The organism is Mesorhizobium sp. P2_D5 (genome assembly GCF_056404355.1).
The window spans coordinates 765665-779001 of the sequence record NZ_JBFUEE010000002.1 but is presented as its reverse complement, the minus strand read 5'-3'; the positions used below and the strand labels follow the sequence as shown (position 1 = coordinate 779001).

Annotated in this window: 10 protein-coding genes; 7 read left to right on the top strand and 3 right to left on the bottom strand. The window is 61.2% G+C overall.

The annotated features are described in order from the left end of the window. The 4 genes from AC1DYW_RS10420 to AC1DYW_RS10405 are packed head-to-tail and all read left to right on the top strand — an operon-like array spanning position 1 to position 4770. Positions 1-1122 (top strand): heavy metal translocating P-type ATPase, encoded by a 1122-nt coding sequence (locus tag AC1DYW_RS10420; RefSeq protein ID WP_477226072.1) that lies wholly within the window; start codon positions 1-3, stop codon positions 1120-1122. Continuing rightward, positions 1119-2354: an MFS transporter gene (locus AC1DYW_RS10415; protein WP_477226071.1), complete on the top strand. Its 1236-nt coding sequence runs from the start codon at positions 1119-1121 to the stop codon at positions 2352-2354. Before AC1DYW_RS10420 ends, AC1DYW_RS10415 begins: the two co-directional genes overlap by 4 nt. Then, positions 2351-3862, top strand: coding sequence for a thymidine phosphorylase family protein (locus AC1DYW_RS10410; RefSeq protein ID WP_477226070.1), 1512 nt, complete (start codon positions 2351-2353; stop codon positions 3860-3862). Before AC1DYW_RS10415 ends, AC1DYW_RS10410 begins: the two co-directional genes overlap by 4 nt. After that, positions 3859-4770: a ribose-phosphate diphosphokinase gene (locus tag AC1DYW_RS10405; protein ID WP_477226069.1), complete on the top strand. Its 912-nt coding sequence runs from the start codon at positions 3859-3861 to the stop codon at positions 4768-4770. Before AC1DYW_RS10410 ends, AC1DYW_RS10405 begins: the two co-directional genes overlap by 4 nt. Here AC1DYW_RS10405 and AC1DYW_RS10400 read toward each other — a convergent pair. Both AC1DYW_RS10400 and AC1DYW_RS10395 read right to left on the bottom strand, forming a co-directional pair. Continuing rightward, entirely contained in the window at positions 4765-6192 is a 1428-nt protein-coding gene (locus tag AC1DYW_RS10400) for a glucoamylase family protein (RefSeq protein ID WP_477226068.1), read from the bottom strand. The two genes, AC1DYW_RS10405 and AC1DYW_RS10400, sit on opposite strands and share 6 nt — an antisense overlap. Before the next feature lie 24 nt (positions 6193-6216). Then, entirely contained in the window at positions 6217-6855 is a 639-nt protein-coding gene (locus AC1DYW_RS10395; protein WP_477226067.1) for a CBS domain-containing protein, read from the bottom strand. A gap of 265 nt (positions 6856-7120) precedes the next feature. On the opposite strand from AC1DYW_RS10395, the gene AC1DYW_RS10390 reads away from it, so the two are divergent. Genes AC1DYW_RS10390 through AC1DYW_RS10380 form a run of 3 tightly spaced genes read left to right on the top strand, consistent with a single transcriptional unit; the run spans position 7121 to position 11418 of the window. Continuing rightward, on the top strand, positions 7121-7828 hold the full coding sequence (locus AC1DYW_RS10390) for an ABC transporter ATP-binding protein (protein ID WP_477226428.1): 708 nt from the start codon (positions 7121-7123) through the stop codon (positions 7826-7828). A gap of 5 nt (positions 7829-7833) precedes the next feature. Then, positions 7834-10197: an ABC transporter permease gene (locus AC1DYW_RS10385; RefSeq protein WP_477226427.1), complete on the top strand. Its 2364-nt coding sequence runs from the start codon at positions 7834-7836 to the stop codon at positions 10195-10197. Positions 10198-10200: 3 nt separating this feature from the next. Next, positions 10201-11418, top strand: coding sequence for an efflux RND transporter periplasmic adaptor subunit (locus tag AC1DYW_RS10380; protein WP_477226066.1), 1218 nt, complete (start codon positions 10201-10203; stop codon positions 11416-11418). A 561-nt stretch (positions 11419-11979) separates the two neighbouring features. On the opposite strand, the gene AC1DYW_RS10375 is transcribed toward AC1DYW_RS10380, so the two are convergent. Further along, the gene (locus AC1DYW_RS10375; protein WP_477226065.1) at positions 11980-13311 is read right to left on the bottom strand and encodes a carbohydrate porin; all 1332 of its coding nucleotides are present in this window, start codon (positions 13309-13311) and stop codon (positions 11980-11982) included. Positions 13312-13337 lie beyond the last annotated feature (26 nt).

The window sequence follows — 13337 nt, the reverse complement described above, 5'->3', positions numbered from 1 at the left end:
ATGCACTCGGCCTCGCCACCCCGATGGCCGTCATGGGTCGGCACCGGCCTTGGCGCCGCAAACGGAATCCTGTTCAAGAACGCCGCCGCTCTCGAGGAGGCGACCAAGCTCGACGTGATCGTCTTCGACAAGACCGGCACGCTCACGATGGGGCAGCCCAAGATCGTCGAAATCGTTCCCGCCGCCGGCGTTTCACCCGACGAGGTTCTGCAAGTCGCGGGCGCCGTGGATCAGGGCTCGGATCACCCGTTAGCCCTGGCTATCGTCGAGCGGGCCAAGGATCTGAAGCTTCCCAAAGTGTCGGACTTTCTGAATTTCCAAGGCAAAGGCGCCAGCGCCGCGATCGGCGGGGACCAGGTTTTCCTTGGCAACCGACGGCTTATGGACGAGCAGAAGGTCGATCTTCTGGCACTCGGTGAGAAAGCCGAGACGCTGAAGGGCGAAGGCCGCACCGTCATCCATGTGGCGCGATCCGGCAAACTGCTCGGGCTGATCGCGATCGCCGATACGCCGCGCCCGACGGCCGTTGCAACGATCGCCAAACTGCACGAGCAGGGCGTTCGCGTGGCGATGCTCACCGGTGACAATGCTGGCACCGCCAAGCGCATCGCGGACGTGCTCGGCATCGACATCGTCCTCGCAGACGTGCTGCCAGGGCAGAAGGCGGAAAAGATCAGGGAACTGCAAGGCCAGGGCCTGAAGGTCGGCATGGTCGGCGATGGCGTCAACGACGCACCAGCCCTGACGCAAGCCGATGTCGGGTTCGCCATCGGTGCAGGCACCGATGTCGCCATTGAGAGCGCCGACATCGTGCTGATGAAGAGCGATCCCTACGATGTGGTCGGTGCGATGACGCTGTCGCACGCCACGCTGCGCAAGATGCACCAGAACCTATGGTGGGCGGTTGGATACAATCTCATCGCCTTCCCGATCGCAGCGGGCGTCTTCTACCCGTTCCTGCTGAGCCCCGAGCTTGCCGCGCTGGCCATGTCGGGCAGCTCGGCTCTCGTGGCCGTCAACGCCCTTCTGCTCAAGCGAACCAGGCTCGAAGGCATTAGGCCAGCCGCAGCATCGATGACCGAAGGCGTCGCTCATCAGCACCCTACAGGGGCACAGGCATGAGCGTGTCGATGCAAGCTCGCCTGCCAACGTCGCGATGGGCGCTAGGTGCACTTCTCGCCTCGGCCTTTGTCGTCGCGCTCGGCTACGGAATCATCTTGCCGGTCCTACCGATAATGGTCGAGCGGCTTGCCGGTTCCACAGAACCGACATTCAATGCGCGGCAGGTTGGCTTCTTGACCGCTGCCTATGTCGCCGCGCCGGTGGGCGCCGCTTTCCTCTGGGGGAAGTGGTCGGATTTGATCGGGCGCAGACCTGTCCTTGTTGTCAGTCTGATCGGCTTTGCTATTACCCTGGCCGCTTCGGCGCTGGCCCCAAGTCTGCTCATTCTTTATGCCGGGCGGATCTTGAATGGCGGTTTCGCCGCTGCCGTGGGGCCAACGGCTCTTGCGTTCATCTCCGACACCGAAGGCGAGGACGATCGCCGCACAAGAGCGTTCGGCTGGGTGAGCATGGCATCGATCGCAGGCTTCCTGGTCGGGCCGATGTTCGGCGGCCTCGCTTCGGAACTGAATTTTGACCTGGGGCTGGCGGTTGCCCCGCCACAGGCAGTCCCTTTCTTCCTTGCATCCGGCCTCGCTGTAGCGGCGGCCCTCGGTGCGTGGCTTGCACTTCCTGGAAAGCTGTTGCCAAGACCTCGTGCTGAGGTGAGCAAGGGCGGCTCGTCAATGTTCGTGCCGGGAGAGTTACGACTGCTCGCTCTTGCCGCCGTGGCCGCGGCAGGGCTTGGTGCATTCGAGGTCGGGCTCACCCTGCGAAACGTCGAACTCGCCATGGGGCCTGCCGCGCTCGGCCTCATGTTCGCGACATGCAGCGTTGTCATGTTTGCGGTCCAGGGCCTCGTCTTTTCGCCGCTCGTCAAACCAGCAGCAGCAAGGCTACTTGTGGCTCCTGCCTTCCTTGTGATGGCGATCGGTCTGGCGGTTTTACCGACACTTGCCGGGCTCACGGAAATGCTGTTTGCGGTTTCCGTTGTTTCGGCTTCGGCCGGTGTGATCAGCCCGCTGCTCGCCTACTGGGTATCGCGCATCAGCGCACGAAGCCAGGGCGTGGAACTCGGCATCCAGTCGGCGGCAGTCAGTCTCGGGCTGTCGGTTGGCTCTGCGGCCGCCGGCCTGCTGTTCGGTTTCCATCGTCTGCAAGGCGCCGCCTTCCTCATCGCTGCCGCGGCCATGGGTCTCGCCGCGATCGCAAGCATGAAACTGCCGCAACCGCCGCTGGAGCAGCCGACATGAGTGACGCACATGGCCCGCTACGCCTCGTCCGAGCGGGCATCGACACCTATCAGCAACCCGTCGTCTATATGCATCGCGATTGTCACGTCTGCCGGTCGGAAGGTTTCACCGCTCTGACCCGAGTTCTGGCGCGCAGCGGTGACCGCGAGGTGGTCGCCACGCTTAACGTGGTTGTCGACGATCATCTCGAACTGGATGTCGCCGCGCTGTCCGAGGCGGCCTGGACTATTCTCCAACCTGGGGCCGACGCAGTCGCCGTAATCAGCCATCCAGAGCCGCCCGTCTCGGCACCGGCGTTAAGGGCGAAGGTATTCGGCCAGCGGCTCGGCGAGTCTGATTTCCTCGCCCTAATCCACGACACCGTCAGCAACCGCCTGTCAGACATGGAACTGACGGCATTCGTCACGGCCTGCGCCGGCGACCGACTCGACAATGAAGAGACGATTGCTCTGACCAAGGCAATGTTGGCGGTCGGAGAGCGCATGGATTGGGGCGGCGGCGCGGTGTTGGACAAGCATTGTGTCGGCGGCCTCCCCGGAAACCGCACCACGCCCATCGTCGTTGCGATCGTTGCTGCCGCTGGTCACCGAATCCCAAAGACGTCCTCGCGTGCCATCACGTCCCCCGCAGGCACGGCCGACACGATGGAGGTTATGGCGCCGGTGGCGCTGGACCTCGAAGCCATGCGAAGCGTGGTCGAGCGCGAAGGAGGCTGCATCGTCTGGGGCGGAAATGTCCGGCTCAGCCCGGCCGACGACATTCTGATCCGCATCGAGCGTCCGCTCGATTTCGACAGCGACGGCCAACTGGTCGCAAGCGTGCTTTCCAAGAAGGCCGCAGCCGGCGCCACCCATGTGGTCATAGACATTCCCATCGGACCGACCGCCAAGGTGCGTTCTTTCTCAGCCGCCGCTCTCCTCGAGGCAAGGCTCATTGCCGCGGCGCAAGCTCTTGGACTTAACCTCTCAGTCCTCCGCACCGATGGCCTCCAGCCCGTCGGCTACGGCATCGGTCCGGCTCTAGAGGCGCGGGACGTGCTTAGCGTCATGCGAAACGACGCGGCAGCGCCCCGCGATCTCCGCAGCCGTGCGCTCGACATTGCTGGCGTCTTGCTCGATTCCGCACCCGGGGCAGTGCCAGGAAAGGGCCGCGCCGTGGCGTCCACGCTGCTCGACAGTGGCGCAGCTCTCCGCAAGTTTATGGCAATCTGCCAGGCACAGGGCGGCTTTGCCGAGCCGGGAGTGGCCACATACATCAGCCCGGTTCTAGCCAACCGTAACGGCCAGGTTCAGGCGGTCGACAATCGTCGGCTTGCAAGGATCGCCAAGCTCGCAGGCGCGCCAGGCAGCCCACTGGCTGGAACCGATTCCCAGGTTCGGATCGGCGATAGTGTCCAGGCTGGTGAGCCTCTGTTTCATGTCCATGCCCGTTCGCCAGGAGAACTGGAATACGCACTTGAATATGCTTCGGCTCATCCAGACATATTCCAAATCGGAGACGGTCAATGACCCGCGTGCTGCTTCCTTTCCCGTTGCAGCGAACCATGGCTGACGTAGTAGGCCCTTTGCTGGCCGCGCGAACCGGCCGGCTGGACTGGCGCCACTTTCCCGATGGCGAATCCCTGGTCACGATCGAACAGGATCTGGGCGGCGTCGACGTTGCCCTGGTAGCCAGTCTCCGCAACCCTGACGAACTCGCGCTGCCATTGCGGTTCGCGGCCGCGACTGCCCGCGAATTCGGCGCTCGCTCTGTTGGGCTCATTGCGCCATATCTGGCCTACATGCGCCAGGACAAGCGGTTCAATCCCGGCGAAGTGGAAAGCGCGCTATTGTTCGCACGTTTCCTGGCGGAAAGCTTCGATTGGTTGGTGACGGCAGATCCTCACCAGCACAGGCTTCCCAAGCTTACCGAGCTTTTTCGCATCCCGACCCATGCGGTGGCCACGGCTCCTCTCATCTCTGACTGGATTAGAGACAACGTCCCCAATGCCGTCCTGATAGGGCCAGATGGTGAAAGCAGCCAATGGGTATCCGACATCGCCGACTGCGCCGGTGTCGCCTATCAGATCCTGACGAAAATCCGACGAGGTGACCGCGACGTCGAGGTAAGCCTTCCTTCGATCGATGCAACTCGCAACCGAACCCCGGTCATCGTCGATGATATCGCTTCGTCGGGGCGAACCATGATCGAAACCCTGGATCATTTGCGGCAGCTCGGTCTGCCTCCCGCAGTCTGCATCGTCATTCACCCCGTATTCGCTCAAGACGCCTACACGCAGCTGTTGGCGGCCGGCGCTGAAAGGGTCGTGAGCACGGACTCCATTCCGCATCCGTCGAATGCCATTTCCCTCGCCTGCTTGCTGGCCGAGGGTAGCGTCGAATTGTTCGGGAACGCCCTTCCAAAGGAAACGTCATAAACGTAACGCTCGCCAATTTCTCAGCCTTGGTCGCATCCACGCGAACTCAGTCCATGCCGAGCAAGCAGTTGGCGTCGACTCCTGATCCAACTCTCCCAGCCAGCCGCCTTCAAATCCTGCTCGTTGCAGGCCGCTACGGATATACGGGCACGAGCGCATCAGCCGCCACAGGAGGGCGCTGCGGTCGTTCTCGATCATCAGGACAACTGGGCCTTCGTTGAGGCCGAAATGCCAAGGCGAAATCCACCATCCGAAAGCGCTGTCGGGCGTCCCCGGATGCGTTGGATTGAAGGCCGCCTTGAAGCCATACGCGTTGGCGGCCTTGAGCTTGGCTTGATGGATGCAAAAGCTGATCGCCGGCCGGACGATTTCCGGCGCGAAGGGCAAGGAGGCGGCAACGGCCCACGGAGCGAGCGTGCCGTCGTCGGGACCATAGGGCACACCGCGCCCGACATAGCCCTCGAACCGACGTTCGATACCGTTCACCTTGAGCGTGGAGGGACCAGGTCCCTCGCTTGCGGTAATGCCCCAGCAGTGTTCGCCGTAGCCTTCAAAACCGCGCGGATTGTCGACGGCGTAGCGTTGCTGGACGAAGGTGGCGCGTCGGCTGTTCTCGAAGTAGTCGCTGCCCTTGCTGCGCATGAAGGCATCCTGCAAGCCTCTAAGATCGATCCATACATGCGAGAGCTGATGGATGAACAGCGGTCCAGCATAGAGGTATTCGTAACCGTAACAGTTCTCCCATCGGAATGTTGCGGTCCAGGCCGTGTAGCTGGTCTTGGGCAAGGGGTGTGTCGGCGAACCCAACCCCATGACATAGAGCAAGAGCGCTTCGTCATAGCCTTCCCAGCGATACTTCAGGAATCCGTGCTCCGGTGTCCACCCATGGGTGACGGTTTCTCCCCCATCCTGCGCCCAGCACCAGTCTGCCCGCCGATAGAGCGCATTCGCCAAGGTGCGGATTTCAGTTTCGGCCTCGGTGTCGGCATCGAAATACTGCCCTGCGGCCAGCGCGCCCGCCAGCAGGAGCGTGCTGTCGATGGTCGACAGCTCGCATTGCCAAGCCCTCCGGCCGGTCTGCATGTCCAGGAAGTGGTAATAGACGCCGCGATATCCCGTGGCGTCCGGCTCCGGGCCTTGTGGGCTATTCCAGAAGAAGCGCAGCGTAGTCAAAGTGCGTTCGACAGCCGCGCTCCGACTCATGAATCCGCGCTCGACTCCCACTGGATAGCAAGACAGCGCAAGGCCAGTGGCCGCGATGCTTGCGGGCCAATTCGCTTCGGTCTTGTCCAGAATGAGGCCGTTGGCAGGGTTCACCTCGTGGAGGAAGTAGTCGAATGTCTCCCGCTGCAACATCGCCAGGTCGTCTTGCATGGCAGAGATGGTCGCCGGTTGGTTGGCTTCCGAAACATGCGGTCGCATCTCTGTATGCTCCCGGATCGCTTTTCAGCGAAGTGCCACGTTCAGGTGGTCGAACACCCCTTTGACGCCTCTGACGCCCTCGGCAACCACGCGGAGGGCATCCCGCTCAGTCTGCGATCCGACGGTGCCCGAAAAATGCACCAGGCCATCGCTGACCGTGAGGGTTAACGTGTCTCCTTTGACGCCTACGTCGTCTCGCAGCCGGGTGAGGATGCTGCGTCGGATCGCGTCGTCACCTGCCGCCGTGGCGTCGTCGAACTTTGCCGCAACGAAGACGCGCAAAAGATCAGCACGGCTGACGACACCGACCAGACGCTGTCCCGCCATGATCGGAATGCGCTTGATGCCGTGTTCCTGCATCAGCGCAGCAATTTGAGCTATCGGGGTGTCCCCATCAGCCACAATGACATCCGAGGTCATCAGATCCGCCACTTTCCAGCTATGGCCCTTCACATAGCCGCGCGCCTCGGCCGGCGACGACGCACCTAGCTCTGACCGCCGCAGGAAATCGCCTTCGCTCACAATTCCAACAAGCCGGCCATCGTCGCCGACAACCGGGATACCGCTGATGCGATGATCGAGCATGATCTTCGCGGCGTGTCTTACGCCGTGGTCGGGGGATATCGTAACGACATTTGCAGTCATTACATTTTTTGCTTTCATTGCCTTCATCCCATAGGTCAGCCCTGGCGGACGCTCGAGCATCAATCGGCAATGTTGTAGCGCAGCCGCTCGCAACCTCTTTTGAGGCAAATCAATACCGGCTTCGAACAGCAGATCCGAGCGGATTGGATGGTCATCCCGCTACTTGTCCGGCATCGCCGACGGCTTTCGAATTCCCGTTTTGACTTGCATCAATGTCGCACTCACCTGGACGGATGACTGTCGAAACCGACGCGATGACTCGAACATCCAAATTCCGGCGGCCATGGCAGAAACCGTCTTCACCGCAAGAGCGCTGACCAAAACCTACACGTCAGGTGAGACGCAAGTGCTTGCGTTGCGTAATCTGGATCTTGAGATCTCGGCGGGAGAGATGGTCGTTCTGCTTGGACCATCGGGCAGCGGGAAGTCGACCCTGCTCAACATCATGGGCGGGCTTGACCATGCCACGAGCGGCCAGTTGTTCTTCAGGGATCAGGAACTGACCAACCTCGACGATCGGGGGCTGACTGCCTATCGACGGCAGCACGTCGGGTTCGTTTTCCAGTTTTATAACCTGATCCCCAGTCTGACAGCCTACGAGAATGTCGCCCTGGTTACGGAGATTTCAGATCATCCGATGCGCCCGGAGGAGGCTCTTGAACTGGTCGGGCTTGAACCCAGAATGCATCATTTTCCGGCTCAACTCTCCGGTGGCGAGCAGCAGCGTGTGGCCATTGCCCGCGCGATCGCCAAGCGGCCGGAAGTGTTGCTCTGCGACGAGCCGACCGGCGCCCTCGATTCCAAGACAGGCATCCGCGTAATCGAGGCATTGCTTGGCATCAATGCCCAGCTTGGCACCACGACACTGATCATCACACATAATGCCAGCATCCAGGATGTCGCCGACCGCGTCCTGTTTTTCGCCGACGGGCAAATCTCCAGAATTCGCAAGAATGAGGTTCGCCGGACCGCCGCTGAACTTGTCTGGTGATCAGGATGCGTGCTCTGGATGTCAAGCTCCTTCGCGACTTTGGGCGGCTCTGGGCGCAGGCGCTTGCCATCGCCCTGGTCATAGCCGGAGGCGTGGCGACGCTCATCCTCGCCGTCGGATCCTACCGTTCCCTCGACGAGACGCGCACTGCATACTACGAACGCTACCGGTTTGCCGACGTCTTTGCCTCGGTGAGCCGTGCGCCAAAAACGCTTGTAGACCGAATTGCAGAGATTCCCGGCGTTGCTTCGGTCGACACGCGAATTGCCAAGCTCGTTCTGCTCGACATACCGGGTTATCTGGAACCGGCGACAGGTGAAGTTATATCCCTGCCCGAGATCGAGGAGGCCTCCCTCAACCGTCTCTACATGCGTTCCGGTCGTATGCCGGAGCCTGGACGAGCCGACGAGGTCATCGTCAATGAAGGGTTTGCCCAGTCCCATGGATTTCAGCCCGGAGCCCGCTTCTCGGCGCTATTGAACGGGCGAAAGCGCGAACTAACGATTGTCGGGATCGCGCTGTCCCCGGAGTTCATATACGCAGTCGGGCCTGGCGACATCATGCCGGACGACCGCCGCTTCGGCCTCATCTGGATGTCGGAAAGAGCGCTCGCCAGCGCCTATGACCTCGATGATGCGTTTTCATCCGTTTCGTTGAAGCTGCTGCGTGGCGCGTCCGAGAGCGAGGTCATGATGCGCCTCGACGCGATGCTCGAGCGCTACGGTGGGCGAGCGGCCTATGGGCGGAAGGATCAGACTTCACATGCCTGGCTGAACCACGAACTTGACATGCTCAACAATATGAGCCGGACGCTGCCGCCGATTTTCCTTCTGGTGTCGGCGTTTCTGGTCAATCTCACGCTCAGCCGGCTGGTTGGTCTGGAGCGCGAACAGATTGGGCTCATGAAGGCGCTCGGCTACAGCAACACCGTCATCGTTACGCACTACCTCAAATTCGTCGTCGTCATCGCGATGATCGGCATTGTGATCGGGAGCGCGGTTGGCACTTGGCTGGGGATGCGTATCACCAATCTGTTCGGCGACTTTTTCCACTTTCCGTTCCTCGTATTCACCAAAAGCCCGGACCTCTACGTCATCGCTGCTACGCTCACTCTGGTCGCCGCAATCATCGGGGCGGTCCGCGCACTTCAGGATGTTGTGCGATTGGCGCCTGCCGTCGCGATGCAGCCGCCCGCGCCTCCGCGCTATCGGCGGCTACTGCCTGCGAGCTTCGCACTCGACAGGTTCATCACGCAGCCGACCACGATGATGTTGCGCAATGTCACTCGCCATCCGGTCAGGTCGTTGTTCACGACGCTTGGAATTGCACTGGCGACAGCCATCCTCATCGTTTCACTTTTCACCGGCGACGCGGTGGAGCACCTGATCGACGTGACGTATTTCCAGGCCGACCGTCAGGACGCTACGGTGAGTTTCGCGGAAAAACGTCCGCGGGACGTCATCCTGCAGATCGCTCGGCTTCCGGGCGTTCTCGCCGCCGAGCCATACCGCGAGGTTCCTGTCCGTATAAGGAACGGAAACGTCGAGCGCCGGATCATGATCAGCGGCAGGCCGCGCGACGCGGATCTCAACCGCATCATCGACGTCCACCTGCGGCCGGTAGTGCTCCCGGAAGCGGGCCTGGCGATTTCGAGCATGCTTGCCAGGATCCTCGGAGTGAGTGTCGGCGATTCCGTCGAGGTCGACCTGCTTGAAGGAACGCGGCGGATTGTTGTCGTTCCTGTGGCGGCGCTGGTCGAAGATTACTTCGGCATCCGGGGGATGATGGATTCGGAGACGCTCGCGCGCCTGATGCGCGAAGCGCCGTCACTGAACAGCATCAACGTCAGCCTCGACCAGAACAGCCGGGAGCCGTTCTATGCCGCCATCAAGGGCATGCCTATCGTCAGCGGTCTGGCTTTGCAGCGCGTCTCGCTGGCGAATTTCCGCAAGCTGGTCGCCTTGCTGATCACGACAATGGCGAGCATCTACACAGCGTTGGCTGCTGTCATCGCATTTGGTGTGGTCTACAACAGCGCCCGCATCTCGCTTTCCGAACGCGCGCGGGAGCTCGCCAGCTTGCGCGTCCTCGGTTTCACTCGGGGTGAAGTGTTGCGCATCCTCCTCCTCGAAATCGCCCTGCTCACGTTGATCGCACAGCCGCCTGGATGGGTCATTGGCTATGGACTGGCCTGGATCATGCAGAAGAACCTGGCCGGCGAATTGATGCGGGTGCGTCTGATCGTCGAGCAATCCACCTACGTCCTTGCCAGTGCGATCGTAATTGCAGCGGCAGTGCTGTCGGCACTAGTCGTTCGTAGAAGGCTTAACGAACTGGACCTGGTCGCCGTTCTCAAGACACGGGATTGAACCATGCGCACGATTTGGATGAGGCGAACGTTGGGCATTGCGGCCTTGGTGGCGTTGGGCGCCGGCGCCGTCTGGTTCGCATGGCCGCGGCCGATTGCTGTGGATCTGGCAACACTGACGAAAGGGCCTATGGAAGTCACGATCGACGACGAGGCGAAAACGCGCGTGCGTCACGTCTATACAGTGTCCGCCCCCATCGCTGGCAAGGTCCTGCGCATTTCTCCGCCTCTCCACATTGGGGACCGAGTCACAAAGGACGAAACTGTCATGGCGGTGATGCAACCGACGCTGCCGAGCTTTCACGATGCGCGCACCCATGAGGAGCTGCGGTCGGCGCTGGCTGCGGCCGATGCGGCGGTAAGCCTTGCGGCAGCCGAAATGCGCCGTATCGAGGCCGCGCTTGCATTTTCGCGAACGGAGTTGGCACGGGCCGAAGCGCTTGCGCGCACCGAGGCGATCTCTCTCAAAGCCCTCGACGGAGCCAAGTTCGACCTCGAAACCAATGAAGCGGCCTTGGCCAGTGCGAAGGCTCAGCTGGAGGTTCGCCGAAACGAGCGCGACAGCGTTGCAGCGCGGCTAGGTGAACAGTGGGGGGGCACCCCGGATCCAGATCCCGCCTGCTGCGTACAGTTGCGCGCTCCCGTGACAGGCAGCGTCCTGAACATCATCCAGGAGAGCGAAGGAGTGGTTCAGGCCGGTGCACCGCTGATCGAAATCGGTGACCCGCTCGATCTCGAAATCGTCGCGGACCTCCTGTCGACCGACGCTGTCCTGATCAAGCCAGGCGCGCCGGTCTGGATCGACAACTGGGGTGGATTACCGGTCCAGGGCCGCGTCGAACGCGTCGATCCGGCGGGCTTTACCAAGATTTCCGCACTCGGCATCGAGGAACAACGCGTCCGCACGACCATCGACTTCACCGACCCTCCCGCAAAATGGTCGGCACTGGGACACGATTATCGGGTGATCGTGCATGTCACGATCTGGAAGGCCGATGACGTCCTGACCGTGCCGGTGGGCGCCCTGTTCCGACAAGGGGACGACTGGGCGGTATTCGCGGTCAGTGATGGCCGCGCACGCGCGACTATCATCACGGTCGGTCAGCGAAACAATAGGATGGCGGAGGTTCTGTCAGGCCTTGATGCAGGTGATCGTGTGGTGCTGCACCCGAGTGACAGAATCACGAACGGCGTGAGCGTCGCAGAGCGAGATGTGCGATAGGAGCAGATGGCCAACAAATGCTTCTTCTTCAATTCGGTCTGCCTCTTGCGGTCGTGCCAGCTGCTGTTCGCTCGACGAACGATCCTGTGGAGCGCGACATAGGCGGTCTCATGGGCAACGATCAGCGCCTGCAATGTAGGTGAGGTAGCTTCACCTTCAGCAAACGTCGGTTCAATGACCGACGTTATAGCGGGGAACGCAAGAAGTGTTCGGCGGGTGACTCCTCCCGCTACCCGCTGCCGTCAAAGCCCGGGGTGCCGACTGGCATCGCGCTGGCGCTCTCGGGTCAAACTCAATCAGCCGGCTGCTGCCAATCGCCGAGACTGATGGACGGGAAGTTGCCGTTCGGCTGACAACCAGAACGGGCACGTTGCGCCAACTACGGACATCGCCACGCCACTTACTCGGACGTCGCGTTTGGGCCGGAGGCGGACCGGCAGCTTTTGGGAAGATAATGTTAAGAGCAGCCGTTCCGTTGGCACCTCATAGCGGCCATCCAAGCTTATTGCCCGCTTAAATCTGATGTAACGAACGCGTGCGAGTCACTCCGGCGAGAGCAGTTCAAAAGTCGATGGTGCTTCTGACTCCAACAACGAGGGCGTTGGGGATTGCCTGGCCGGTCGCATCATCCGCAGCTCCTCCGCCGGGATGGACAATGTACTGGAAATCCGGCTGAATATTCCACCATGGTGCCGCGACGAAGTTGTAATTCACCTCGAATATGGTCTCGCCGGAACGTATCGGATACGCTGTGCCTGTTTCGGTTGCGGTGTCTCTATCAAGATTCGATGCCGCATGGCTGATAGCTGAATGACTAACACCAACGGTCAACGTATCGTCTTTGCGCGTTGGCGATAGGCCCGTAAAGGCCAGGCCTACGTCGACACCCCACGCGACCAGATTCCTGTCAGAAGGCGCCAACTGCCCGCGCAAGAAGCCACCGACTTTGGTGCCGCTTCCCTCAAACAGCGTCTGGTCGACCAGCGCGTAGACACCCCAGTTCCCCGAATGCATGACCGAACCCACCGCTTGAGGCGACGCGAGCGGCACCACACTGCCCGAACCGCTCAGGCCATATAGCTCATCGGCAAACGCGCTGGTGTGATACCAGCCGCCGAGCTTGTAAGAAACCGATGGCCCGTCCGCAGCACCGTCCGGATTGAGTTCGTACGCCAGTTCGGCCATCAGCAGGGCGCCACCGGCCGAACTGAAGGTGGTGCCGTGTAGGTTGCAAACCTGCGGATCGTTTTGGCAATCTCGTCCGGCCGGGTCGCCGCTGAAAAGCCCACTGCGCACGACAAGTTTCGGCTTGAGGTAAACGGCTGAAACCACACCGAGCGTCGCAAGCGGATAGGCCGGTCCGCCGCTCGGCAAATCCGAGGCATTCAGCACAGGCCATCCAAACGCACCGTTTAGCAATTTCCCGGCTGAATTGCTCGTTGCGAAATCCTCGTCCGCCGAAACCTGCCCCAACCTGACAAAGCTGTCGTCTGCAAACGTTTGCTGGACCCAGGCGGTGAAGAGCCGTGTGGTCGGAACCGCATCGATGTTACTCGGATCGCCGAGGCTGGCAACCTCAGCAGCGACATTGCGATCATTGAGATCGTGTATTTGATACACCGTCACATGGGCAGATCCACCCTGCCACCGACCCATCTTCTCAAAATCGAGGTCTAAGTTGACGTCGAAGCGTCCTTCGTAAGTCGCGCCCTGGCGGATGCCGCCACTCGCCACATCCATGACCTCGCTCACGTAATCGAGGGTGAACTTAATGCCTTTGTCCTCAAGCGCCGTCCGGTCGCCATTCCAGTCCCCAGTGAGGTGATCCCACTGCCAGATTGAGCTACCTGCTTGGCCGGACGCGTCGGCGGCGCCGGCCGGAGCCGCGAGCAAGATTAAATCCGCTAAAAAAATGAACG

Coding starts and splice junctions, on each gene's coding strand:
- AC1DYW_RS10420 (WP_477226072.1), top strand. CDS start 1: ATGCACTCGGCCTCGCCACCCCGATGGCCGTCATGGGTCGGCACCGGC.
- AC1DYW_RS10415 (WP_477226071.1), top strand. CDS start 1,119: ATGAGCGTGTCGATGCAAGCTCGCCTGCCAACGTCGCGATGGGCGCTA.
- AC1DYW_RS10410 (WP_477226070.1), top strand. CDS start 2,351: ATGAGTGACGCACATGGCCCGCTACGCCTCGTCCGAGCGGGCATCGAC.
- AC1DYW_RS10405 (WP_477226069.1), top strand. CDS start 3,859: ATGACCCGCGTGCTGCTTCCTTTCCCGTTGCAGCGAACCATGGCTGAC.
- AC1DYW_RS10400 (WP_477226068.1), bottom strand. CDS start 6,192: ATGCGACCGCATGTTTCGGAAGCCAACCAACCGGCGACCATCTCTGCC.
- AC1DYW_RS10395 (WP_477226067.1), bottom strand. CDS start 6,855: ATGAAAGCAAAAAATGTAATGACTGCAAATGTCGTTACGATATCCCCC.
- AC1DYW_RS10390 (WP_477226428.1), top strand. CDS start 7,121: ATGGCAGAAACCGTCTTCACCGCAAGAGCGCTGACCAAAACCTACACG.
- AC1DYW_RS10385 (WP_477226427.1), top strand. CDS start 7,834: ATGCGTGCTCTGGATGTCAAGCTCCTTCGCGACTTTGGGCGGCTCTGG.
- AC1DYW_RS10380 (WP_477226066.1), top strand. CDS start 10,201: ATGCGCACGATTTGGATGAGGCGAACGTTGGGCATTGCGGCCTTGGTG.